This window comes from Pelosinus fermentans JBW45, assembly GCF_000271665.2.
Lineage (GTDB): Bacteria > Bacillota > Negativicutes > DSM-13327 > DSM-13327 > Pelosinus > Pelosinus baikalensis.
Window position 1 is genome coordinate 862969 of record NZ_CP010978.1, and the last position, 23468, is coordinate 886436.

At 37.3% G+C, this 23468-nt stretch carries 28 protein-coding genes; 27 read left to right on the forward strand and 1 reads right to left on the reverse strand.

What is annotated here, in order from left to right; genetic code table 11:
• The first annotated feature begins 28 nt into the window (after nucleotides 1–28).
• The gene (locus JBW_RS03555) at nucleotides 29–691 is read left to right on the forward strand and encodes a ComF family protein (RefSeq protein WP_007959141.1); all 663 of its coding nucleotides are present in this window, start codon (nucleotides 29–31) and stop codon (nucleotides 689–691) included.
• A 201-nt stretch (nucleotides 692–892) separates the two neighbouring features.
• On the opposite strand, the gene JBW_RS03560 is transcribed toward JBW_RS03555, so the two are convergent.
• The gene (locus JBW_RS03560) at nucleotides 893–1414 is read right to left on the reverse strand and encodes an HD domain-containing phosphohydrolase (protein WP_235334129.1); all 522 of its coding nucleotides are present in this window, start codon (nucleotides 1412–1414) and stop codon (nucleotides 893–895) included.
• A gap of 275 nt (nucleotides 1415–1689) precedes the next feature.
• On the opposite strand from JBW_RS03560, the gene JBW_RS03565 reads away from it, so the two are divergent.
• The 26 genes from JBW_RS03565 to JBW_RS03690 all read left to right on the forward strand — a co-directional run bounded on the left by JBW_RS03565 (nucleotide 1690) and on the right by JBW_RS03690 (nucleotide 23300).
• Entirely contained in the window at nucleotides 1690–2091 is a 402-nt protein-coding gene (locus JBW_RS03565) for an Sjogren's syndrome/scleroderma autoantigen 1 family protein (protein WP_007959148.1), read from the forward strand.
• A 106-nt stretch (nucleotides 2092–2197) separates the two neighbouring features.
• Entirely contained in the window at nucleotides 2198–2497 is a 300-nt protein-coding gene (flgM, locus tag JBW_RS03570; protein WP_007959154.1) for a flagellar biosynthesis anti-sigma factor FlgM, read from the forward strand.
• Between the two features lie 11 nt (nucleotides 2498–2508).
• Nucleotides 2509–3006, forward strand: coding sequence for a flagellar protein FlgN (locus JBW_RS03575; protein WP_007959156.1), 498 nt, complete (start codon nucleotides 2509–2511; stop codon nucleotides 3004–3006).
• On the forward strand, nucleotides 2990–3514 hold the full coding sequence (flgN, locus tag JBW_RS03580) for a flagellar export chaperone FlgN (protein WP_235334130.1): 525 nt from the start codon (nucleotides 2990–2992) through the stop codon (nucleotides 3512–3514). The genes JBW_RS03575 and flgN overlap by 17 nt, the downstream gene beginning before the upstream one ends.
• Nucleotides 3515–3528: 14 nt before the next feature.
• The gene (gene flgK, locus JBW_RS03585; protein ID WP_007959159.1) at nucleotides 3529–5025 is read left to right on the forward strand and encodes a flagellar hook-associated protein FlgK; all 1497 of its coding nucleotides are present in this window, start codon (nucleotides 3529–3531) and stop codon (nucleotides 5023–5025) included.
• A 30-nt stretch (nucleotides 5026–5055) separates the two neighbouring features.
• Nucleotides 5056–6015, forward strand: a complete 960-nt coding sequence (locus JBW_RS03590) for a flagellin (protein ID WP_007959161.1) — start codon at nucleotides 5056–5058, stop codon at nucleotides 6013–6015.
• A 47-nt stretch (nucleotides 6016–6062) separates the two neighbouring features.
• Nucleotides 6063–6602: a DUF6470 family protein gene (locus tag JBW_RS03595; RefSeq protein WP_007959163.1), complete on the forward strand. Its 540-nt coding sequence runs from the start codon at nucleotides 6063–6065 to the stop codon at nucleotides 6600–6602.
• Between the two features lie 15 nt (nucleotides 6603–6617).
• The gene (gene fliW / locus JBW_RS03600) at nucleotides 6618–7010 is read left to right on the forward strand and encodes a flagellar assembly protein FliW (RefSeq protein WP_007959164.1); all 393 of its coding nucleotides are present in this window, start codon (nucleotides 6618–6620) and stop codon (nucleotides 7008–7010) included.
• Between the two features lie 4 nt (nucleotides 7011–7014).
• Nucleotides 7015–7260, forward strand: coding sequence for a carbon storage regulator CsrA (gene csrA / locus JBW_RS03605; protein WP_007959166.1), 246 nt, complete (start codon nucleotides 7015–7017; stop codon nucleotides 7258–7260).
• Between the two features lie 217 nt (nucleotides 7261–7477).
• The gene (locus tag JBW_RS03610; protein WP_007959168.1) at nucleotides 7478–8299 is read left to right on the forward strand and encodes a flagellin; all 822 of its coding nucleotides are present in this window, start codon (nucleotides 7478–7480) and stop codon (nucleotides 8297–8299) included.
• A 76-nt stretch (nucleotides 8300–8375) separates the two neighbouring features.
• Nucleotides 8376–8699, forward strand: a complete 324-nt coding sequence (locus JBW_RS03615; RefSeq protein WP_007959171.1) for a flagellar protein FlaG — start codon at nucleotides 8376–8378, stop codon at nucleotides 8697–8699.
• A gap of 15 nt (nucleotides 8700–8714) precedes the next feature.
• Nucleotides 8715–10826: a flagellar filament capping protein FliD gene (gene fliD, locus JBW_RS03620; RefSeq protein WP_007959173.1), complete on the forward strand. Its 2112-nt coding sequence runs from the start codon at nucleotides 8715–8717 to the stop codon at nucleotides 10824–10826.
• A 95-nt stretch (nucleotides 10827–10921) separates the two neighbouring features.
• On the forward strand, nucleotides 10922–11149 hold the full coding sequence (locus JBW_RS03625) for an Rrf2 family transcriptional regulator (RefSeq protein ID WP_007959175.1): 228 nt from the start codon (nucleotides 10922–10924) through the stop codon (nucleotides 11147–11149).
• On the forward strand, nucleotides 11136–11561 hold the full coding sequence (locus JBW_RS03630; protein ID WP_007959176.1) for a hypothetical protein: 426 nt from the start codon (nucleotides 11136–11138) through the stop codon (nucleotides 11559–11561). The genes JBW_RS03625 and JBW_RS03630 overlap by 14 nt, the downstream gene beginning before the upstream one ends.
• Nucleotides 11562–11564: 3 nt before the next feature.
• Nucleotides 11565–13424, forward strand: a complete 1860-nt coding sequence (locus JBW_RS03635; RefSeq protein WP_007959177.1) for a motility associated factor glycosyltransferase family protein — start codon at nucleotides 11565–11567, stop codon at nucleotides 13422–13424.
• Nucleotides 13414–13797 (forward strand): flagellar export chaperone FliS, encoded by a 384-nt coding sequence (gene fliS, locus JBW_RS03640; RefSeq protein WP_007959178.1) that lies wholly within the window; start codon nucleotides 13414–13416, stop codon nucleotides 13795–13797. Before JBW_RS03635 ends, fliS begins: the two co-directional genes overlap by 11 nt.
• A gap of 14 nt (nucleotides 13798–13811) precedes the next feature.
• Nucleotides 13812–14198 (forward strand): hypothetical protein, encoded by a 387-nt coding sequence (locus JBW_RS03645; RefSeq protein ID WP_007959179.1) that lies wholly within the window; start codon nucleotides 13812–13814, stop codon nucleotides 14196–14198.
• Between the two features lie 62 nt (nucleotides 14199–14260).
• Entirely contained in the window at nucleotides 14261–15244 is a 984-nt protein-coding gene (gene pseB, locus JBW_RS03650) for a UDP-N-acetylglucosamine 4,6-dehydratase (inverting) (RefSeq protein ID WP_036681647.1), read from the forward strand.
• Complete coding sequence (gene pseC, locus JBW_RS03655) at nucleotides 15245–16408, forward strand: UDP-4-amino-4,6-dideoxy-N-acetyl-beta-L-altrosamine transaminase (RefSeq protein ID WP_007959182.1); 1164 nt, start codon at nucleotides 15245–15247, stop codon at nucleotides 16406–16408.
• A complete protein-coding gene (locus tag JBW_RS03660; protein WP_007959184.1) occupies nucleotides 16405–17133 on the forward strand; it encodes a cytidylyltransferase domain-containing protein in 729 nt (242 codons plus the stop codon). Before pseC ends, JBW_RS03660 begins: the two co-directional genes overlap by 4 nt.
• A 75-nt stretch (nucleotides 17134–17208) precedes the next feature.
• Nucleotides 17209–18273: a hypothetical protein gene (locus tag JBW_RS03665; RefSeq protein WP_007959185.1), complete on the forward strand. Its 1065-nt coding sequence runs from the start codon at nucleotides 17209–17211 to the stop codon at nucleotides 18271–18273.
• 3 nt (nucleotides 18274–18276) lie between these two features.
• On the forward strand, nucleotides 18277–19185 hold the full coding sequence (locus JBW_RS03670; RefSeq protein WP_007959186.1) for an NAD-dependent epimerase/dehydratase family protein: 909 nt from the start codon (nucleotides 18277–18279) through the stop codon (nucleotides 19183–19185).
• Between the two features lie 115 nt (nucleotides 19186–19300).
• Entirely contained in the window at nucleotides 19301–19939 is a 639-nt protein-coding gene (locus tag JBW_RS03675) for an HAD family hydrolase (protein ID WP_007959187.1), read from the forward strand.
• A gap of 157 nt (nucleotides 19940–20096) precedes the next feature.
• The gene (locus tag JBW_RS03680) at nucleotides 20097–20513 is read left to right on the forward strand and encodes a sugar 3,4-ketoisomerase (RefSeq protein WP_007959188.1); all 417 of its coding nucleotides are present in this window, start codon (nucleotides 20097–20099) and stop codon (nucleotides 20511–20513) included.
• Nucleotides 20514–21605 (forward strand): DegT/DnrJ/EryC1/StrS family aminotransferase, encoded by a 1092-nt coding sequence (locus JBW_RS03685; RefSeq protein WP_007959189.1) that lies wholly within the window; start codon nucleotides 20514–20516, stop codon nucleotides 21603–21605.
• A 45-nt stretch (nucleotides 21606–21650) separates the two neighbouring features.
• Nucleotides 21651–23300, forward strand: a complete 1650-nt coding sequence (locus JBW_RS03690) for a hypothetical protein (protein ID WP_007959190.1) — start codon at nucleotides 21651–21653, stop codon at nucleotides 23298–23300.
• Nucleotides 23301–23468: the final 168 nt, after the last annotated feature.

Sequence of the window (23468 nt, forward strand, 5' to 3'; positions counted from 1 at the left end):
CATGATTGCATAAGGAGGCTGCATTGGTGTGATTAGTAGCTATTGGAAGACCTTTTTGAATATCCTCTATCCGCCAAAGTGCCCTTATTGTAAAACCTTGGTGCAGGAGCATGGGGCATGGTGCTCTTCCTGTTTATCCGCCATTTTCGCGGTTCGAGAAATTAATGTTCTGGAGCATCGGCTAAAAGCCTTAGACTCCTGTCGCGTGGTATGCGAATACACAGGAGGTCTAAAGCGGATTATTCACGATATGAAATTTCGTCAACAAAAGAAATATGGGATTCATCTAAATTGGCTATTAACCAACAGTAAACTAGCACATACATTTTCAACGATTGAGTATGTAATCCCTGTACCATTACACACTGCTCGTCTGCGAGAGAGGGGCTACAATCAGACAGAGGTTATCTTTAAGAAATGGTCAAAGAAAGAAAACCTACAGTGGATGCCAGAACTATTAGTACGGGGCAAGCATACCATTCCCCAATGGGAGCTAACTCTGGCAAAGCGAAAAGAAAATTTAAAGGGCGCGTTTGTCATTACGCGCCCTTTATTGGTGAAGGATAAACATATATTGTTGGTAGATGATATTATAACTACTGGCATTACCCTAGATGAGTGTGCCAAGGTCTTAAAAGAATCAGGGGCAGCATCCGTCCATGGACTTGCCATAGCCAGCGGGGCGAGATAAGAGGGAACGACGACACACCCCACCTGCGGGCACCCCTCTCGAGAGGGGAATTAAGCAATCATCTCAAGAAGGGGGAGCAAAGCAAAGGATGGCCCAACTTCGTTTGAGAGTATTTTTCTTAATTAAGAGGGGAATAAAAAATCCCCTCTAGAGAGGGGTGGCGCGAAGCGACGGGGTGTGTTCGTCCCCATCCCAACAGTTTCATCCCAACGATTCAATAAACGCCTTCACAATCTCAGGATCAAAAGCCGTGCCTGACATATTCTGCAGTTCCCGGACGGCCTCTTCTTTAGTTTTCTTCCAATGCTCTGTACAGGGGTTGATAAAGCGATCGTAGTAATTGACTACGGAAATGATACGAGCTCCCAGAGGAATATTGACTCCCTTTAGCCGTTTTGGATACCCTTTTCCATCCCAACGTTCGTGATGATAGCGAATGTAGGGAATGTGCTCCTGACATTGGGAAATATTCTCCAGCATGGCGCTGCCTGCATTACAATGGTTCTTAAACACCGTCATCTCACGGGTGGAGAGATAGGGAACTTTTGCTAAGACTGCATTGGGAACGGTAAGATGACCAATATCATGCAGCAAAGCTGCCAGGCGTATGCGCTCAATTTCCTCTCGGGGAAGACGCATTTTGGCAGCAACGCTGACGGCGTAATTTGCTACCTGCTGGCTGTGTAAATATAAATTTGCATTTTTGAGTTGAATGAGCTGCAATAGACTGGCGATGACGCTATCGAAGGTGTCATCGCCAGAATAAAATTCGGGACCTTGCATAAGCGTTAACATAACCACGGCAAACTGCCTTTCATTTTAAAAGTATACAAATTATATTCTATGTTTGACTAAAAAACAACAAAATCCTGCTGATAAATTTAAAAAACTATAAAATTAATCAAAGCAGTTAAGATTTGATAGAATTAGTTCGAAATTATTGTTATAATGGAATCGTAATTTTCTGATTAAATTGCTTTGTAAATAGGAGGACTATAATGGGTATTAAAAATTGTCCAGAGTGTGGTAAATTGTATGTGGAAAATCCCAGTGGTCTATGTCCGGAATGTTATGCTCAAGAAGAAGTATATGAGCATCAGATTGGTGAATATTTGCGTGAATATGGCAAAGCATCGGTTGAAACAATTCATAAGGCGACGGGCGTTAAGGAAAAAATTATATTGCGTATGATAAAAAGTGGTAGATTGTTGGTGGATGGTATCAGTATGATCAGCTATCCTTGCGATATGTGTGGAGTTCCTATTTATGAAGGTCGTATCTGTGCAAAATGCGGCAGCAGCTTTACAAAACAAGTCAAAGAAGTGTGGCATGATAAAGACAATTATGACAGCCAGCGTACTGGTTTACGGATGTATACGAAGGACAATCCTAAGAAATAACAACAAAAAAATAAAAAAAAATTATGGCAGGGATTAATGTCCCGGCCATTTTTGTCGATACTATTAGTGAAGGATTTTTTTGTGTAGATTGTGAGGTGCGAATAGGATGATTATTTCAAACAAACAAATTCAAAGTGTGCTAAAAGTATATGGCGAGCAAAATAATGCGGGGAAAAATACGAAGACCGAGAAAGCGCAACCTGCTAAAGGAAAAGATCAGGTGATATTATCATCAGGAGTACAAGAATTTGGTCAGGTACTGCAGCGTGCGATTACTATATCTGACGTAAGACCAGAGAGGGTACAAGAGTTGTCGAAAAAAATTCAAGCGGGTACGTATCAGGTGGACTCAAAGGATATTGCGGATAAAATGATTGGACGCATACTTGTAGATGATCTGCTGTAAAGGAGAATATAGTGAAGGATAAATGGGAAAAGCTTACTGCTGTTCTTGAGAAAATGCTCATAGTGTACCAAGCGATATTCGAACTAAGCCTTCAAAAACGTGAAGTGCTGGTACAAAGTAATGTACCTGGATTAGAAACGATTATGAAACAGGAAGAAAATTTATGCTTTGAAGTAACGAGGCTTGACAAAATACGTAAAAGTATCATTCAAGAACTTGCTGCTATATATGGTATTACAGATACGAAGATCGCTTTGTCAGAACTGGTTCAAATGGCTGACCAAGATGAGATAGGGAATTTTAAAAATGTTGACCAAGAGCTTACCACTATCATTTTTAAAATTTCCGAGGTGAATAACGTAAATAAGGAACTTGTTGAACAAGGATTGTTGATTGTAAACTATAGCCTTAATTTATTGGCCCAAAGTTCTGTTGGTCCCACCTATCATCCAAATGAAAAGGCTTCATTTGTTCCCCCTAATAAGTCTTTATTTGACAGTAAGGCATAGTGAAAAAGAAAGGCTGACGATTATGATGTTGCAAGAAAAATATGATTTGGTTGATGAATTATTAAACATATTAGAACAATTGATTGCGATTTATACTAGTTTGAAGGTGTCAAATGGTGATAAACAACGTGTGTTAGCAGCAGGTAACCTTACTGATTTACAGATCATTGCTCAACAAGAAGAAAAAATAGCGGCTGTCATTGCAACCTTAGAAGAACGCAGGAACACATTGCAACGTATGATTGATAATACTCATACCTCTTTCAGCCAGTTAATTGCCTTACTGGAAGAACCGAGAAAGCAGCGAGGGATTGCTTTATCCCAAGAATTGCGCCAACTGGTAAACGATATAAGTGTAGTGCAGGAATCGAATTCCATAGTATTGAACAATTTGCTTAAATTGGAAAATCATAAACGGAATGTTCTTTTTAAAGTAAGTACAGTGCCGGAATATGGCGGTAATAATAGCTTTGCGAGTAATAATAGTATTTTTAATAAAATTATTTAGATAGGAGAATGAGGATGGCATCTACTTTTGGCGGTTTAAATATAATGACGCTGGGAATGTCAGCGCAGCAGCTTTCCCAAAATACAACGGGACATAATGTAGCTAACTCTAAAACGGATGGATATTCGCGGCAAACGGTTAATTTGATTACCACTACTCCGCAGCAAATTTACACAGCAAATGGAATGTCCGTGGCTGGTACTGGAGTCACTACGGCATCCATTACCAGAGCACGGGATTTTCTGGTGGATACCCAATACTGGCAGAAAAATGCAACGAAAAACTATTGGTCAACTCAGGGCGAGGTTCTGGCAAAAGTTGAAAACGTTTTTAACGATACGAAGAATACCGGCATTCAAAATGCAATTGAGCTGTTCCACACAGCCTTGGGTACACTAGCTAGTAACGCTGGTGAGCCGAGTGCTCGTACTTCTGCTCGCGAAGCTGCTAGTGCATTGGTAGAGACGATGAAGACAAGCGGTAACAATCTGGTATCTCAGGCAAATGATGCCTCAAGTCGTATTGACACACAGATTACCCAAGTGAATAGTGTATCTAAGCAAATTGCTGCTTTAAATAAGCAGATTGTTAGCCAAGAAGCTACTGGTGCCACGGCAAATGATTTGCGTGACCAAAGAGATAAGTTAGTGGATGAACTGTCTGCTTTCACAGAGGTAAATGTATCAGAAGAAAAAAATGGCTCTTATACAGTGATGATCGCTGGGGGAATTTCCCTAGTGCAGGGAGATCATGCCACAGAGTTAACTGTTGAACATGGAAGAAATACTCCGTATGGTTATGATACAACGAAGGTTACAGCTCTGAACGGCACCGTAAATGTCAGCTTTAAGAATGGCTCCATTGCTAGTTTAACGAACCTCAGAGATACGACCATTAATGGCTATTTAGCTGATTTAGATGCTATGGCTCAGTCGCTATTGCAAGATTTCAATGCGCAGCATAAACAAGGCAAAACGAAAGATTTGAACGCTGCAGACAATTTCTTTGGAGAATCATTTGGTACGGCGTCAACGGTTAATGATTATGCGACAGGGGGAGCTAATGACCCGACAGTGCAAACTTCTCCTGCGAGCTGGCTTAGTATACTTAAGGTTAACGAGGATTTTTATGGTACGGATGGATATAATCTGATTGCTGCTGCAGGCAGTTCCGCTGCAGGGTCTGCTGATGGCACCACCGCAACAGCATTGAAGAACTGGTTAGTTGATGATCCTGCGACAGCATCTGCATCATTAGGAAAAAATAGCCTTTCTAGTTACTATGGTTCCATCGTTAGTTCAGCGGGCGTACAGACGCAGCAAGCTAAAAATATGACTACCAATCAAACTGTTATTTTTGATTCTGTGGCAACTACTCGCCAATCCGTATCAGGAGTCAGCATGGACGAAGAATTGTCAAATATGATCAAATTCCAACAAGCCTATGCGGCATGTGGAAAAATGCTGGCAACCATGGATTCGATGCTGGATTCTCTCATTAATATAAGATAAAAAATGTAATCGACAAAGGAGTGAACGTTAATGCGCGTTACAGATAATATGATGAGTACTCAATTCCTATCAGGTTATCAGACAACCTTATCACGTATGAATGATATAACAGAGAAAATGACTGCACAAAAGAATATTAATCGACCCTCAGATAATCCGGTAGGGGCGGCACGTAATCTTCAGTTTACGGCTGCTGCCAGCACAAATGAATTATTTACCCAAAATGCAAATGATGCAATTTCTTGGATGGAAACCAGCGATACTAATTTAGCAGCGATGGTAACGAGCATGACAAACATAAAGACCGCCCTCACCGGTGCTGTTTCTGCAAATCCGCCTAGCTCCTATGAAGCCATTGCAAAGAACGTGGATCAGATGATAAACGAGTTGGTAACAGCCGGTAATGCACAAATTGGAGATCGCTATGTTTTTAGTGGACAAAGTGACAATGTTCAGCCTTTTACCCGAGACGCGACTACCGGAGTTGTGACGTATCATGGCACCTACAATGGACAAAGTGGCGTAGCTACTGCAGGAACGATAACGATGCAAATTGTTCCAGGGGATATTAGCACAACGCGGGATAAAATTAATTTGGATGGATCGGAAGTATTTGGCGCAATCGATGCAACTGGACAGCCTGAAATATTTAAAAATTTACTAAAAATTAAGCAGGATTTATTGGATATTCAAACTGGCGCGAATGGTGTGACGGCAGCTACTTTATCCAGCGACCTAGGAACGATTGCTAAAGATTTGGATTACATTATTTCTGGACAAACGACAATAGGAGCAAGACAAAAATCATATGAAACGGTAAAAGGGCGTTTAGCAATAGAATCTACTACCATTGCGAAAGATGCTACCAATAATGATGGATTTAATGTTGCAAAGGCAAGCATTGAGTCACAATTAGCCACGAATGCTTACAATACACTACTGTCAGTAGGGGCTAATGTGTTACCGAAGTCCTTGGTTGATTATTTGTAATAGGAGTATACTTATCGTAAAATAAGATAAAGGAGGGCAATGCAATCTTGAAGCCAATCGAAATTCAGATCCATCAAGTATCTGGTCAACTAGGACTCAATATTACCAAGCCGAATATAAATTTAAAAATCACCGCACCAGATATTCAAATGAAGACGACACCTGTCAATCTAGATTTAACAATTGAACCTCCTGAAATCTTCATTGATTCACGAGCAGCTTTTGATAGTATGGGGTTGCAAGGGGTGTATTCCTTCGGGAATTCTCTAGCGGAAGAGGCGAAACAAGCTTGTGTCCAGGGAATTGAACAACGGGTATCTGTAATGCACCAAATGGAGGATCCTCATACTGGATCTATTGGCGAAATTATTGCAGCGGCAAGTAAACCTCCTGAAAAACAGGTGGTGATTGGTCTTTCTCCGTCAGTAGGACCTGACATTTCTGCAAAGTTAGGAACTATAAAAGGAACTTATACTCCTGCACGTATTGATGCTACCGTAAAGGAAGGCACGATCACCAATAACTTTACTTGGGGCAAAGTGGATATCTATATGGAACGTGAACCATCAATTGACATTAGAACATAAACCGGAGGGTAAATTATGGATAGAAAAATACACTTTCCCAAAGGATTAATTGGCTTAGAAAATTATCGTGATTTTACACTTTCAGCATTGCCTGAGCAAACCCAATTCTGGTTATTGCAAAGTTTAGAAGATGAGCATTTTGGATTGGTAATTACCAATCCATTTTGGTTTTTGCCAGATTATGAATTTCAACTAGAAGAGGGACAATCAGACCAAATCGGAGAACGCTCAAACTTAGAAGTTTTCGTTACTGTAAACGTGGCATCGACTCCTGAAAAAATCACCGCAAATCTTATGGGACCAATTGTATTGAACCAACATACTGGTATCGGATTTCAAATGTTAGTTTCCAATAAAAAATACACAGCACAATATAAGTTGATGGCTGAAAAATTGGTTGGGGGTTAAAAAAATGTTGATTTTAACCCGTAAAAAAAATGAGACATTACGTATTGGTGACGATATTCTGGTAACGATTGTTGATGTACAAGGAGATCAAGTACGTTTGGGAATCACAGCACCCCGGGATGTATCCATATTACGACAAGAACTATATGAGGCTGTAAGAGATTCCAACACCCAGGCTGCTCTGACGGTGCAAAATGTTGATGTGTTGTCCTTGTTGAATAAAATGCCAAATAAAGATGAAAAAAAGTGAAATTAGACGATATAAGCTGATAAAATGAGAGATATGAAGAAAAAACGACAAGTTTAATGTAAAAACAGTAAAAATAGACAAAAATTATCCTTAATATACTAGGATAAGGTTACGATATATATAGTGACAGTACAAAGATACTGAATGACGCAGCTGGCCAGCGGTCATATTATTGTAGGCAAGGATGCCACAATTTAAATTCAAGGAGGAAATTATAATGAGTGTTGTAAATACTAATATCGCTTCTTTAAATTCTTGGAGGAATCTTCAAGCTAGCCAAAACAGCATGAACAGTTCTTTGGAAAAATTATCTTCAGGTAAAAAAATCAATAGAGCAGCTGATGATGCTTCCGGTTTAGCTATCAGTGAAAAAATGACTGCCCAAATTAATGGTTTAGACCAAGCTACTTCCAATGCACAAAACAGTATCTCTTTGATTCAAACTGCTGAAGGTGCGTTAAATGAAACTACTGCTATTCTACAACGTATACGTACTTTGGCAATTCAGTCTCGAAATGATACGAATAAAGATGTTGACCGTGAACAAACTCAAAAAGAAATATCACAATTGCTTTCTGAAGTAGATCGTATCGCTGGTACTACTGAGTTTAATACTTTGAAATTGTTAAATGGTTCTCAAGCTACTAATGGTCTTACTTTCCAAATTGGTGCTAATGCGGGTCAAACAATTAATGTGAAGATTGCTTCCATGGGAACAACCGCTTTGACAATTGCTACCGTTAATCTTAGCACTGCAGGCGGTGCATCTGGTGCAATCACTGCTATTGATAAAGCTCTAAGTACTGTTTCCAGTACTCGTGCTACTTTAGGTGCTGTTCAAAATCGTTTGACGCACACTGTAAACAACTTGGAAGTGGCATCTGAAAATCTTAGTGCTGCACGTTCCAACCTTCAAGATACTGATATGGCGAAAGAAATGGCTAACTACAGCAAACAACAAGTACTGATTCAATCCGGTACTGCAATGCTTGCACAAGCTAACCAATCCTCACAATCAGTTCTTAAATTATTACAGTAGTTTTATACGAACAAGTGAAATACTACCGGCCGGCATATGCCGGCCGGTTTTTAAATAACAAAGGAAGGGTTGCCTTGTGAAAATTGATAGGGTTAGCTCATCTGGAACGATGCAGAATACAGATAATATGCCCGATAATGTTGAAATGGATAAAGCAAAGAATGCAGCGGAAGTGAATTCTTTCCAGTTGAGTAAAGCGGTAGACATTTTAAATAAAAAAGCAGAAGAAGAAAAAAAATATGATGTTCGATTTGCAATGTATAAAGATACAAATCGTGTAATCGTTCAAGTGGTGGATAAAATCACCAATCAGGTTATTTCCACCTATCCTCCCCAACAAATTCTTAAAATGGCGGAAATGGTAGAACAAGAATTAAAAATAATTGATAAGAAAATTTAAAAAGAAGGTGAAAGAATGGCTTCTGTTTCTTCTACTTCCTCGACAACTCTTGCATTATCTACAACCACTTCATCTGCTCTTGGAACGACTCATTTAAACAGTACTGTTGGCGGACTTGATATCGATGCTTTGGTAAGTGCGACAATTGCCGCCAAGAGTTTACCGATCACACTTCTTCAGAATAAGAATGCAGTTTTGCAAGCCAAGATCAATGATTATACGGCCATTAAAACAGCTTTAAAAACCTTGCAATATGCTGCAAAAGATTTGACATACGCCAGCACTTTTTCTGGGCGGAAGGCTACCTCTTCAGATGAAAAGATAGTAACAGGCAGTGCGACAAATGGTGGTACGAATGGTAGTTATACCATTAAGGTTGGTAATATGGCTACCATAACAAGCAATTCGAGCTCGGCTGTAGCAACTTCAGATGGTAGTAAGGCGACGGTAACCGGATCTACGGAGTTTACTAATTTGAATCAAGCGATAACCGTGGATAATATTATTAAGGCTGGCAGTTTTACGATCAACGATAAAAGTATTAGTGTAACCTCGACAGATACAATTAACACCATTGCGAATAAAATTACGGCTTCCGGTGCTGGTGTAAAAGCTACAGTGGGGACGGACGGGAAAATTACCCTTACCCAGAAAACCATTGGCGAAGACAATAAGATTACGCTAGGGGATGATAATACTGGTTTTTTTGACAAAGCCGGTATTACACAAGCAGGGGTAACTGCTGGTCTGAATGCTGATGCTAAACGTTCATTAAATGACGTTTTTACTGGTGCCGGCGCCATAACATCAGGGTATTTTTCTATTAATGGGACATTTTTTGCTGTTGATCCGACGACTGACACAGTTGAGTCTATCATTAAAAAGATAAATGCTTCTACAACAGCTGGTGTATCAGCTTTCTATGATTCTACCACTCATCAAATATCTCTGACGTCCCAAGAAGCTGGGGATGAAAATATTATTCTGGGAACCAGTTCCACAGATAGTTCAAATTTTCTATCACAAGTCGGCTTGGAAGCAAGTAAGCAAAATACAGGTAAGGACGCTGAAGCTTGGGTAAATGGAGTAGTTACTACTGTAAAGGATAATAAAATAACCTACCAAGGAAATACATTTACGCTTGTAAAAGAGGGGACCGCTACAGTTACAGTATCGGATGATATTGATGCTATGGTGTCAAAGGTACAAGTTTTTATTACTGCATACAATGCAGCTATGGACGCAGTTGTCAATAAGATTAACGAAAAATCTGATTCTGCAGCTACAGATGCATCTGTAGGGGATTTGTTTGGCGACTCAACGCTAAGAGGCATTGAACAATCCTTAAGAAATTACAGTTCGATGGTGCTATCATCCCAGTCATCTGCAATGCAGCAACTTTCTCAGGTCGGAATTACTACGGGGAAAGCAGGGGTATTTGACTTAGCGCAAGTCCAAAGTGGACATTTGGACTTGGATGAAACCAAACTTCGTGCAGCATTAGCAGCTGATCCTAAGGCCGTGGAAACACTTTTTGGGAACACAACTGTTAGTGTTGATGAGGAAAAGGTTGGTACAGGAGATGGAACTACAACGACCTATGCCCTTAAATATGGTACTGATATCATCGGTGATCCTGTTGTTAAAGTTGGTGGTACAACGTATACGCTAGTTGAGACTGCTACAGTGTATAATAAAGATGATTCATCTACATGGGATAGACATGAGTATTTTTTTGATCGTACTACTGGAAAAATTACCTTTGCAGACAGTTATGATTCTACAGGGAAGAAAAATGATCCCCCGACGGGAGAAATAACTGCGACCTATGATTATGACGTTGAGTCAGGTGGTAATGCAGGGCTTTTTGTGCAAATGAACTCGATGTTGAATAGTTATACTCAATATGGTGGTACGCTGGATGCTCAAATGGGCTCAAGCGGATATCTTGCAAAGAACATAAAGTATAATAATGAGCGCATAACAGACTTGAAATATCGATTGTCACAGGAGCAGGCCACCTTGTATACGAAATATCAAAATATGCAGACAACACTGCAAGGTCTTCAATCTCAAGGGAGCTATATAACGGCACTGCTTGCTAGCTTGAACAGTAGTAAGAGCTAACAAAAGCAAAATTTAAAATGGTCAACAAATGCTGTTGACCATTTTAAAGGAAAGTAATGTTCACTACTGTCTAGTTCTGATACTTGGAGGAAAGAATGTGTAATTATTTGCATGAAGAAGTGCTCAAGTTGCTGGCTCAACATGGAACGTCTTATGCTAAGCCGATGAATTCTCAGGAGATCGGTGAAATATTAAAAGTAACACCATCCTATATTCGCAGCCAGCTTTCTCAATTGGTGAAAATAAGACAGGTGGGGGTGCGAAGAGGAAATGGCGGCGGATATTATTTAATGAAAAAGGGGCTGCAAAATGGAACTAGTTAGTGAAAAACAGTTTAATGAGTTAGGTACTTTGCTAGATGACATGAAGGAATACCTGTGTAAATTTGAAAAAAACTGTCAACAATTGCCCATTGAGTTTCATGAAGCTGATAGGTCACAGGCATTAGAAACATTGACGCAAATTATGGAAGGTTTAAATTATTATCAAAAATTGGTAAAATCTGCAGCAGTGCTGTTAACTATCGATCTTTCGGAAGTATTATATAAAGACGTATCTGTAGCTTCCTTGTTGGAACAGCTATGTCAGATCTTTGCTAGTATACTCGAAGCTGCAGAAAATGAAGATTATTCATTACTGACTGATATCATAGAATATGATCTGATACCGGCTATCTCTATCTCTCACGAACTATTGGTAATCCTGCAAGAACGATATGAGGAAAGGGCAATATAGATTGTGATACAAGAAACGAAGAATGAGTGGGCAACAAAAAACTGGGCTGCCTATAAAGAACGCTATAATAGTATAGATTTTGATAGGAGCAGCAGACAAGAGCGCATTGAGATTAAGGAAAGTCGTGCAGGAGTACCGACGGTAAGGGTCATGTCGTCCAATGGGAAATGGATTTTTCTGCATAGTTCTATTGACCCTGTCAAAGAAGCGCAGAAAATTGCAGATAGTGTTTCTTCAGATCCGGGAAAGATTATTGTAATTTATGGATTTGCTTTAGGATATTTAGTAGAAGCATTATTGGAAACCACAGATAAAAGAAATCTATTATTTATCATAGAGCCTGATTATGATCTATTTTGTGCAGCGATGGCTGCTAGAGATTTACACCATATTATAGACTCAGAGCGCGTTCATGTCCTCGTAAGCAATTTGCCAGGCGAAATTAGAACTAATTTCTTTCTTTTATATGATGAAACCAAATATGATGATATTGTGATGACAGGATTATCAGGTCATCAGACGGTGTATCCCACTACTTATCATGAGTTAGTGCCCTTAATAAAGGATGCTGTAGATGCGAAATTATTTAACTTGGTGACAATGATTAAAATAGGGCCTGATGCTGCAAAGAATGCCTTGTTGAATATGGTGGATTATTGCACTCATCCGGGGGTCTCATCCTTGTATGGGAGATTGGCTGGCGTGCCGGCCATTATTGTATCGGCAGGTCCATCCTTAAATAAAAACATTCACCTGCTGAAAGCAGCGAAAGGCAAAGCGGTTATTTTGGCAGTTGGTACGGCTCTTAAGGCATTAAAAAAATGGGATATTGAACCGGATTTTGTTTTTAGTATTGACCCTCAGGACTTAAATTATGAATTGCATTTTAAGGGCTTAAATACAGAGAAGGTGGCTTTGGTATCCGAAATACAAGCCAATCATATGATTGTCGCAAATCATCAGGGACCCATATTTGTATCCGGAGACATGCCGATCGTGAAGTGGTTCGGAGAAGGTATTGAAAGCAAGGGGAAACTTGAAAGTGGAGGATCTGTTGCTAATAATGCCTTTGCGGCGGCTTATAAAATGGGGGCTAACCCTATTATTTTAGTGGGGCAGGATTTAGCTTATTCAAGAGAGGGGCATTCTCATGCAGCAGGCACAAACTATGAGAATCAAGTTTACTCCTTAGACGAAAATTCAGAGTTCTTTCCTGTGAAGGCAAATGATGGTGGATATATTCTTACTGATCGTTCCTTTCATCAGTTTCTTCTCTTTTTTCAAATTTGGATTGAAACGTATCCCGAACGTGAATATATAAATGCCACAGAAGGCGGAGCCTTTATTCAGGGCACAAAGTTAATGACGTTACAAGAGGTACTTGATCAACATTGTCAGAATGCAGTGGATGTAGAGAAAATTATTAAAGAAGCACAAGTAGACTTTAATATACCGAATATGGAGCCTATACTAGAAACCATAAAATTGCGCCTAAAAGATACAAACAATATGATTGCCGAAGCGAACAAAGCGATTAGATATCTCAGTCAATTGGAAAGGGCTTGTGAGAGCCGACAAGCAAAAAAAATGCAGCAATATTTAAAAGCTGTTAATAAGATAACTGGAAAATTCGAGAAGGATCAGTATATATGTGAAGTTGCTGAATGGTTCGTTCGTAATGATGTCCACAAGGTGATGACTCGAACACATAAGGCAGTGCGTTCCGAAAATGATGAATATAGCAATGCAATCGCCGATTACACTCTTTATTATAAAAAGATTATTGAGGGATTGAAGGCAATAAAAGACCTGCTTCAACAATGCATGGAAAAAATTGGGAGTGATATTGATAATGGTAAATAATCCTTATGCTCAATATAAGCGTATGCAGGTAGAAACAGCAAGTCAAGGCAGATTAATTATTATGCTTTATGATGGGGCTCTAAAAAACTTGCGTAATGCACAGCATTGTATTACTAGCAAAGATATAAATGGTGCTCATCGTATGCTAATTAAAGCCCAAGATATTATCAAGGAATTGAATTTCACTTTAAATATGAGTGCTGGTGAAATTTCTAATAACCTGCGTAATTTGTATCTGTATATGCTCCAGCGCTTGGTTGAAGCCAATATGGCCAAAGATAATACTAAGATTGAAGAAGTTGTTGAGTTGCTTTCTACATTAAAAGGGGCTTGGGACGCTGTTATTTTAAAAAACAAATCAGTTTCACCTTAATGGAGGGGACTAACATGCACCAAGAGAACATCGGACTACTTTTTATAAAACATTGCAGCAATTTTCAGCGATTATCTGCTGAACAATTGCGTGCTATTGAAGAAGAACAATATAATATGGTTACTGAATTAGCTGCGCAAAAACAAATCATAATGAACAGCATGATAGAGTTACAAGGACAATTTGATATTAATAATTGCCAGCAGGATATTAAGGAAAAGGTCAGTAATTTGTTACACCAAATTACCGTAAGTGAAAGTCAGAGTCAGCAAATTATAAAAGAACGTAGTACGGATATTAGTAAGAAAATGCTAGCCAATCGCAAGGAAATGAATATTCAGCAGGCATATGAAGAAAGTTCTTTCCCAGATCAGGGGAATTTATGTAACATAGAAAAATAATAAATCCATTGAATAAGGCAGAAAACGTGCTAAGGAATAGAGGTATGATTGAAATGAATTCCATGTTTGACAGTAAATCCATACTTATCACCGGTGGTACAGGATCCTTTGGTAAGTGTTGTATTAGAACCATATTGGAAAGATATAGCCCTAAGCGATTAATCGTTTTTTCTCGTGATGAATTGAAGCAATATGAAATGCAGCAGGAATTTAATGCGCCGTGCATGCGATATTTTCTAGGCGATGTAAGAGATGCAGAACGTTTGAGACAGGCAATGCGAGGTGTGGATTATGTGATTCATGCGGCAGCACTGAAACAAGTTCCAGCTGCCGAATACAACCCTATGGAATGTGTCAAAACCAATATAAATGGTGCGGAAAATGTAATTAAAGCAGCTCTTGAGACTGGAGTAGAAAAGGTAATTGCCTTGTCGACAGATAAAGCGGCGAATCCAATCAACCTCTATGGTGCAACGAAATTAGTTTCTGATAAACTGTTTGTGGCAGCTAATAATATTGCCGGAGGACATGATACGCGTTTTGCCGTAGTTCGTTATGGTAATGTTCTAGGATCTCGCGGTTCGGTCGTGCCGTTTTTCCGCAAGTTGGTATCAGAAGGTGTAACAGAAATGCCTGTTACGGATCTTCGTATGACTCGATTTTGGATCACATTGCCGCAAGGTGTTGAATTTGTCTTACAATCCTTTCGTCGAATGCATGGCGGAGAAATTTTCGTACCTAAAATCCCCTCAAGTCTTATTTCAGATTTAGCTAGGGCTATTGGACCAGAATTGCCAATTAAAGAGATTGGAATTCGTCCAGGAGAAAAACTGCATGAAATTATGTGCCCCATTGATGATTCTCATTTGACTTTAGAGTTTAAAGATCATTATGTTATTCGTCCGTCTATCACCTTTGTGACTCCTGTTGATTATACAACCAATGCTATAGGGGAAAAAGGACATTATGTGGAGCAAGGATTTGAATATAATTCTGGTACGAATCCTCAGATGCTATCTGTAGAAGAGTTGCAGGAGATGATCTAAATGAAATACATTCCTTATGGTAGACAAGATATTAGTCAGGCTGATATTGAAGCCGTTATTGAAGTATTGCAATCGGATTGGCTGACGCAAGGACCTACTATTGAACAGTTTGAGCAAAAGATAGCAGAATATTGTGGTGCTAAGTATGCGGTTGCGGTAAACAGCGCTACTTCTGCTTTGCATATCGCTTGCATGGCAGCAGGGCTTGGGCCAGATGATCTATTGTGGACATCACCAAATACCTTTGTTGCTTCGGCCAATTGTGGACGTTATTGTGGAGCAACTGTGGATTTTGTGGATATTGACTTTCGCACTTATAATATGAGTATTGAAAAATTGGAACAAAAATTAATTGTGGCTAAAAAACAAGATGAACTACCTAAAGTAGTTATTCCCGTGCATTTCTCAGGGCAGTCTTGTGAAATGGATCGCATTTCTATACTAGCTAAAGAATATGGTTTTACTGTGATTGAGGATGCATCACATGCCATTGGCGGTCGTTATAAAGGTCAAAAAGTAGGTAGCGGTGCATATTCTGACATGACCGTGTTCAGTTTTCACCCTGTGAAAGTTGTTACCACTGCTGAAGGTGGAATCGTATTAACTAATAAAATAGAACTTTACGAAAAATTAATTCGGTTTCGTAGTCATGGAATTACCCGGAAACAAGAACTGATGACAGAAGAATCTCATGGTCCTTGGTATTATCAGCAGCTTGATTTAGGGTATAACTATCGCATGACAGATATTCAGGCAGCGTTAGGACTTAGTCAGATGGATCGGTTAGATGAATTTGTAACTAGACGGCAAGGGATAGCAGAAAAATATAATGAAGAACTACAAGGTTTGCCCATTGTATTGCCATGGCAGCATCCAGATACCTATTCAGCATATCATTTATATGTAATTTGCTTAGAAGAAGATAAAATAACAAAAAAACATAAACAGGTATTTGAAGAGCTACGTCAAGCTGGAATTGGTGTGAATTTGCACTATATTCCTGTACATACTCAGCCTTATTACCGTGAATTAGGTTTTGATTGGGGAAACTTTCCTGTTAGTGAGTATTATTACCAAACCACAATTAGCATTCCCATGTATTCGGCGATGACAGAAGTAGATCAAGATTATGTTATTAAAACTCTTAAAGAGGTTTTAGTATGAAAACAGTAATTATCGTACAGGCAAGAATGACATCCATGCGTCTGCCTGGGAAAGTGCTAAAAACGGTTTTAGGAAAGCCTCTATTGGAATACCAAATAGAACGTCTTCGACGGATGAAATTAGCAGACGAAATTGTGATCGCGACTACTACCAACGATACAGATCAGCCGATTGTTGATTTTTGCAACCGACTTGACCTGCCTTTTTTTCGTGGATCGGAGGATGATGTACTTTCTAGATACCATGGGGCGGCTGTGCAATATAAAGCTGATGTAGTAGTACGAGTTACTTCGGATTGTCCTGTTATTGATTCGATGCTAAGTGACAAGGCGATTAGTTGCTTTTTCAACCCTAACAATAATTATGACTATCTGCGATTGTTCCAATATCCTCGAGGACTAGATACAGAGGTCTTTACTTTTAAAGCATTAGAGGAAAGTTATTTCGAAGCAATTGAAAAACCTGAAAGGGAACATGTCACTCCGTTTCTATATAAGCATCCAGAACGATACAAAGTAAAATATATGAATCCTTCTGAGGATTACAGTCATCATCGATGGACGGTGGATACGCTAGAAGATTTTGAATTAGTAAAGCGGATTATTGAAGAATTGTATCCTATTAAGAAACAGTTTGATTTTGTCGATATATTGGATGTATTAGCAAAAAATCCCGAATGGTATTATATTAATGATGAAGTTCGGCAAAAAGAGTATGGAGAATAAAAAACGATTGTTGCTTTGGTGTCGAATATGCTTAAAATATTGATGTGCTAACTAAAAATTGGAGGAGACTGCGTGATGGCGAAAATTATAATAGCTGGTGCTGGTGGTGCACCCTCAGAAAACGTTATAAAATCAATATATGAATGCGATAAAAGAGAAGAGATCGTAGGGATTGGTAGCGAGGCAACAGATTTAATGTTATCTCGGGCGCTCAAAAAATATTATGTACCTTATGCAGAAGAAAAAAATTATAAGCAAGTATTACTTAAAATTCTTAATAAAGAAAAACCAGATTTAATTCACTTTCAAAATGATCTAGAAATTAGAGAAGCATCAAGATTTCGGGATGAAATACAAGCTACTGGTACTAAGATCTTTATGCCAAATCATGGTGTTATTGAAAATTGTGTTGATAAAGATGCATCCTATCTTTTGTGGGAGAAAGCAGGAATAAAAGTACCAAAGACTATTTTAATAAAAGATGAAAAAGATTTAAAGGAAGCATTTTCAAAATTAGTTAATCAAGATGGTGAAATATGGTTAAGGGCAACTGTTGGTGGTGGCGGAAAAGGAGCATTACCTACCAATGATTATGAATTTGCTAAACTTTGGATTAATAAGTTTAAAGGTTGGGGGGGATTTACTGCGGCAGAGCTTTTGACCCCTAACTCTGTTACTTGGTTGTCTATATGGTACAATGGTGAACTCGTAGTAGCACAGACCAGAAGGCGTAGGTCATGGAATTTTGGTAATAGAACTTTATCGGGAGTGACTGGTGTTACGGGTGTTGCGGAAACCTATTCAGATAATGTTGTGACTAAAGTGGCGATGGATTCTATATTAGCAATTGATCCAAAACCACATGGTATATACGGTGCAGACATGACCTATGATTTTAACGGATTCCCCAACCCTACAGAAATTAATATTTCTAGATTCTTTACTACTGTTTATTTTTTTACTAAAGCTGGTCTGAATATGCCTAAGATCTTCAAGGATATTGTTTTATATAATGAGTTTCCTAGCTTAGAAAAGAAGATCAATCCTTTACCTGATGGACTTATGTGGATTAGAGGAATGGATAGAGAGCCACTGTTAACTACAGAAAAAGAAGTAAAGGAAACTATTACGGTGGTATAACAAATGAATATACTTTTAACTGGCACCACGGGTTTTATCGGATCAAATTTGTTAACTGTTCTTACACATAAACAAAAAGAATCTGAAAACAATATAATTATTTTGTCCCATAGGGAAACTGAAAACTCACCGTATATATATATTGATCACAAAAATTATCAATTTGTAAAAGAGGATTTTCTTGAAAAAAAAATAGAAAATATAGATATTATTATACATTTAGGAGCTTTTACACCTAAAAATTCACAACAGGCAAATAATGTTGACAAGTGTATTTCTAATATTATCAATACACAATATTTATGCGCCAACCTTCCGTCGATTCCTAAAAAAATGATTTTTATTAGTACTCTCGATGTTTACATGAATAGCAATGAACCTATAACTGAAGATACTCCTACGATACCATGTACACTTTATGGTCAATCTAAGCTATTTTGTGAAAAAATGCTTGAACAGTGGGCAATCGAAAATCAAGTGGTCCTACAGATATTGCGGGTTGGGCATATATATGGCAAAGGTGAGGGTGCTTATCATAAAATTATTCCAGTGTCGATAAAAGAAATTCTCTTGGATCATAATCCTGTCATTATTTCTAATGGTAGTGAGAAAAGATCTTTTTTAAATGTGGTTGATTGTTGTAACCTAATTATGAAAGCTGTAGAATTAAAGGAATATAAGGGACCGATTAATTTAGTATCTAATCAATCGATTTCTATTTTAGAACTAGTACAAATGCTTATAGATATTTCGAAAAAGAATATACTTCCGCATATTAAAAACGAAAATATAAAAACAAAAGATTTTATATTTAACAATGCTAAAATGATAAAATATTTAGGGATGGAGACTATTTCTATAAGAGTGGGATTAGAAGAAGAGTACGAGTATTTCAAATCTAATAAAATTTAAAACTGATGTTAAATTCTTATGGGAGTTTAGTTATGTGGAAGTTCTCAAATGATTTTTAGTGGCTCATTTAAGATATTCAAACATAATAAAATAAATGATTATCGTGGGGGATAGAGTGCGCAAAATTGATTATATTTTTCTTGATCTTGATGGACCTATATTAGACGGTAAATTACGACATTACAATTGTTACAGAGATATAATTCTTAAGGATGGAGGAGTCCCAATAGACATAGATCAATACTGGAATATGAAAAGGGCAAAAATAAAACGGGATATAATATTACATCAATCCCAATATCAGAATACATATGAAAACTTTCTTCAGCAATGGATCGATAATATTGAAAAAAAGGAATATTTGAAGTTTGATGAATTAAAGCCTTATATATCCGATACACTATCAGATTGGCGTGATTTTGCAAAAAGTATTGTACTTGTCACTATGAGGAATAACCATGACAATTTATTGTGGCAACTCCACCATTTTGGTATTTATAATTTGCTTGATAATGTTATATCCTGCTCAAATATAAAACAAGAGGGTGGTAAATATAATGAATTGAAGGGTTTATCATTTAATACAGCTATTGTTATTGGCGATACAGAAGAAGATACAATCACAGCAGAAAAGTTAGGGATAAAAGTGATTGCTATAACGAATGGACTGCGAGAAAAAAAACATTTATGTGCCGATTACTATTTTGAAGAAATTTATCAAATTGATATGAAGCAAATAATCTCAGTTATATGAAATAGATTGGTAAATTAGGCTATTTTTCTTCAGAAATTAATATTTGTATTAAACATAGTGGCTCTGATGTTAAATAGTAGATGGACATGCTTAATATAACAAATAGTTTATAAGTCTAAAAAGTAATTTGGTGGTAGGAAAATATAGGAGGTATATCGTGAGTGTAAAAGATTGCCATATAATAGAATTTCCAAAAGTTTCAGATCCAAGAGGTAATTTGACATTTGTCGAAAATTCAAGACAAATTCCATTTGATATCAAACGTGTATTTTATTTATATGATGTTCCTGGTGGAGAAACTCGCGCAGAACATGCTAACATAAAATTGCAGCAAATACTTATTGCTATGTCAGGAAGTTTTGATGTGGTTGTCGATGATGGATATGCAAAAAAGACATTTACATTAAACCGCAGCTTCTATGGATTGTATATACCTGGTATGATTTGGCGTGGGTTAGAAAATTTTTCATCAGGTTCAATTTGTATGGCTTTAACTGATGATTATTATAATGCAACAGATTACTACCGTGACTATAGTGCGTTTGTAACGGCAGTTAAAGAGGGGGAAAAATAATTGCAAATTCCTTTTTTGGATATGAAGACACCATATTTGGAATTAAAAGAAGAATTAGATGAGGCGTATCAAAAGGTGATGGAATCTGGATGGTATGTATTAGGTAAAGAAGTAGAAGCCTTTGAACAGGAATTTGCTCAATATTGTGGTGTGAAGTATTGTATAGGAGTAGGCAATGGCTTAGATGCATTATTTTTAGTGTTAAAGGCATGGGGCATAGGTAAAGGGGATGAAGTTATCGTTCCTGCGAATACCTATATTGCCACATGGTTGGCCGTTACATACACTGGGGCCAAGGTTGTACCTGTCGAACCTGATGAACACACTTATAATATTGATCCTACTAAGATTGAAATTGCAATTACTAAGAATACTAGGGTTATTATTGCCGTTCATTTATATGGACAACCAGCTAATATGCCTGCTATTAATGACCTTGCACAAAGATATAACCTAAAAGTGTTGGAAGATGTCGCTCAGGCTCATGGTGCTAAGTGTTACGGGAATAGAGTTGGAGCCTTAGGTGATGCAGCAGGGGTTAGTATGTACCCAGGTAAAAACTTAGGGGCACTTGGCGATGCTGGGGTAATTACGACAAATGATGATGAAATCGCTGATAAGGTGAGGGTGCTGCGTAATTATGGCTCAAGGGTAAAATATCATAATGAGGTAGTCGGACACAATTCTCGCCTTGATGAAATGCAAGCTGCCCTGCTTAGGGTAAAACTAAGATATCTAGATGTTTGGAACAGTCGTAGGGTTCAAGTCGCTAAAAGTTATTTGAATGACTTAGCTGATAATCATGGAATTATATTGCCATATGTTCCGGAGTGGGCAGATCCAGTATGGCATTTATTTGTTATTCGTACTAAGCAGCGTAAAGAATTGCAAAAAAAATTATCTGATAACGGTATAGGTAGTTTGATTCATTATCCAATTCCACCTCATTTATCAGGCGCATATGACGAGTATGGATGGAAAAAGGGTGATTTTTATATTTCAGAACAATTGGCGGATGAAGTGCTAAGTTTGCCTATAGGGCCACATATGACGAATGAACAGATTGACTTTATAGTTGAAAAAATGAAATAATTTTTAAAATGTGAAATTCGATAATATTTATAAAGTGGTGAGAGTATGAATAAAAAAAATGCAATTACTTTTTTTTATCCAAGTTGTGTTGTTGCTGGAACAGAATTCTTATTTGCTAGATTGGCTAAAGAATTGTCTGATCAAGGTTATGATGTTAGTATTATTGATTATGTAGACGGATTCATGGCGAATCTTTTAAAAGATACTGATGTTAGACTTATTCCTTACGAAAGAAATATTACAAAAGTTAATATGATAAACATTGAATTTGAAACTTGTTTGATAGTACCTCTCTCTTTTCTAAAGAAAGTTACAAAAGAAATTATACCAAATGATAAGGTGAAGGTTTTGTTTTGGTGTATACAACCTCATAATTTAGTGTGGAACTTTCGCTTATGGAATTATTTTAAACATTTAACTTCAAAACAGATTGCGGGTGTTCTTAGTTGTATTTATCCTGAAAGTAAAAAAGGTATTTCTAATTTATTAAGTCGATTACATAACTTACATTCGCTTTTATTTATGGACGAACCTAATTTTTCAGTTAATAAATCGATTTTTGACCTTCCCTTTGATTCACCTAACTATTTACCTATTCCCATACATAATAAATCTGATAATAATAGTGTTAGAAGAAAAATACAGAAAGATGAAATAAATGTAGCATGGTTGGGTAGAATTAGTATAGAGAAAGTACACGCATTGATAAAAATAATAGATGATGCAGATGAATATTCTATTATGGAAAATAAAAAGATTAATATTCATATTATTGGGACGGGTGAATCTGAGTATATGTTAAAGGAGAAAGTACCAAATATCAAAGTGAGATTGGTACTACTCGGAACTATGATAGGTCGAGAGCTTGATAAATATTTATTAGAAAATGTTGACGTATTATTTGCAACGGGAACTTCTTGTCTTGAAGGTGCACAGTTAAAAATACCATCTGTAATGGTAGATCCATCATTTACTCCATATATTCGTGAATACAAATATACTTGGTTATTTGAAAGAGAAAATTACTCTTTAGGGAATTATGTAAATGAGTTTGTAGATTTTAAGGGACATACATTTAGTGAAATAATCGATATTTTGTATAAAAATGCTACATTAGGTGATAGATGTTATGAATATAATAATAATAATCATTCTTTAAGTAGTGTAGTAGAAAAATTAAAAGATTATATTAATAAATGTTCGGTGAATTTAAAAGAGATCGCTTTTGATAGTGAATATTCAAAAATTGAGTTTGTAAATGAGCTTTCTAAAATCTTTTCTTTATGTTTTTATCAAGCAAAGGGTAATATTTGTTCGTTGGAGATTTTGTTGACTCATATACAAAGAGAATTTTTAAAATCTGGTTATAGGAAAATTGCCTTGTATGCATCTGGAGGACATACAGAAAAATTACTTAAATTCTTTCATCTAATTAATGGCATCGAACTCTGTTGTATAATCGATAGTAATGGGGGGAACTGGGGAAAACAGATAGAAGGAATAGAAATTATTTCACTTAATGAGGCTATTGAGAGAGGCGTACAAGCTATTTTAATTTCATCATATTCTTTTGAAGAACAAATTTATAAAGCTAATATTCAAACTTGCAATATGCATAATATTAGATTGTGCAAATTATATGGATATAATAATTCGCAGTATGTAAATATGATATGGGATGAGATTGGATTCTAGACATTTAATACAAGAAGAATATTATCTTTGTAATAAGTCTGTTATTTGCAGGAGTAATGGTGAATACTGGCGACGTTTTTTTCTTATCCTACACAATACAGATATTACTTGTTCTTAATTCTGTATTGTATCTTTTTTATATGATCATTTGACATTTGATCGCCTCAA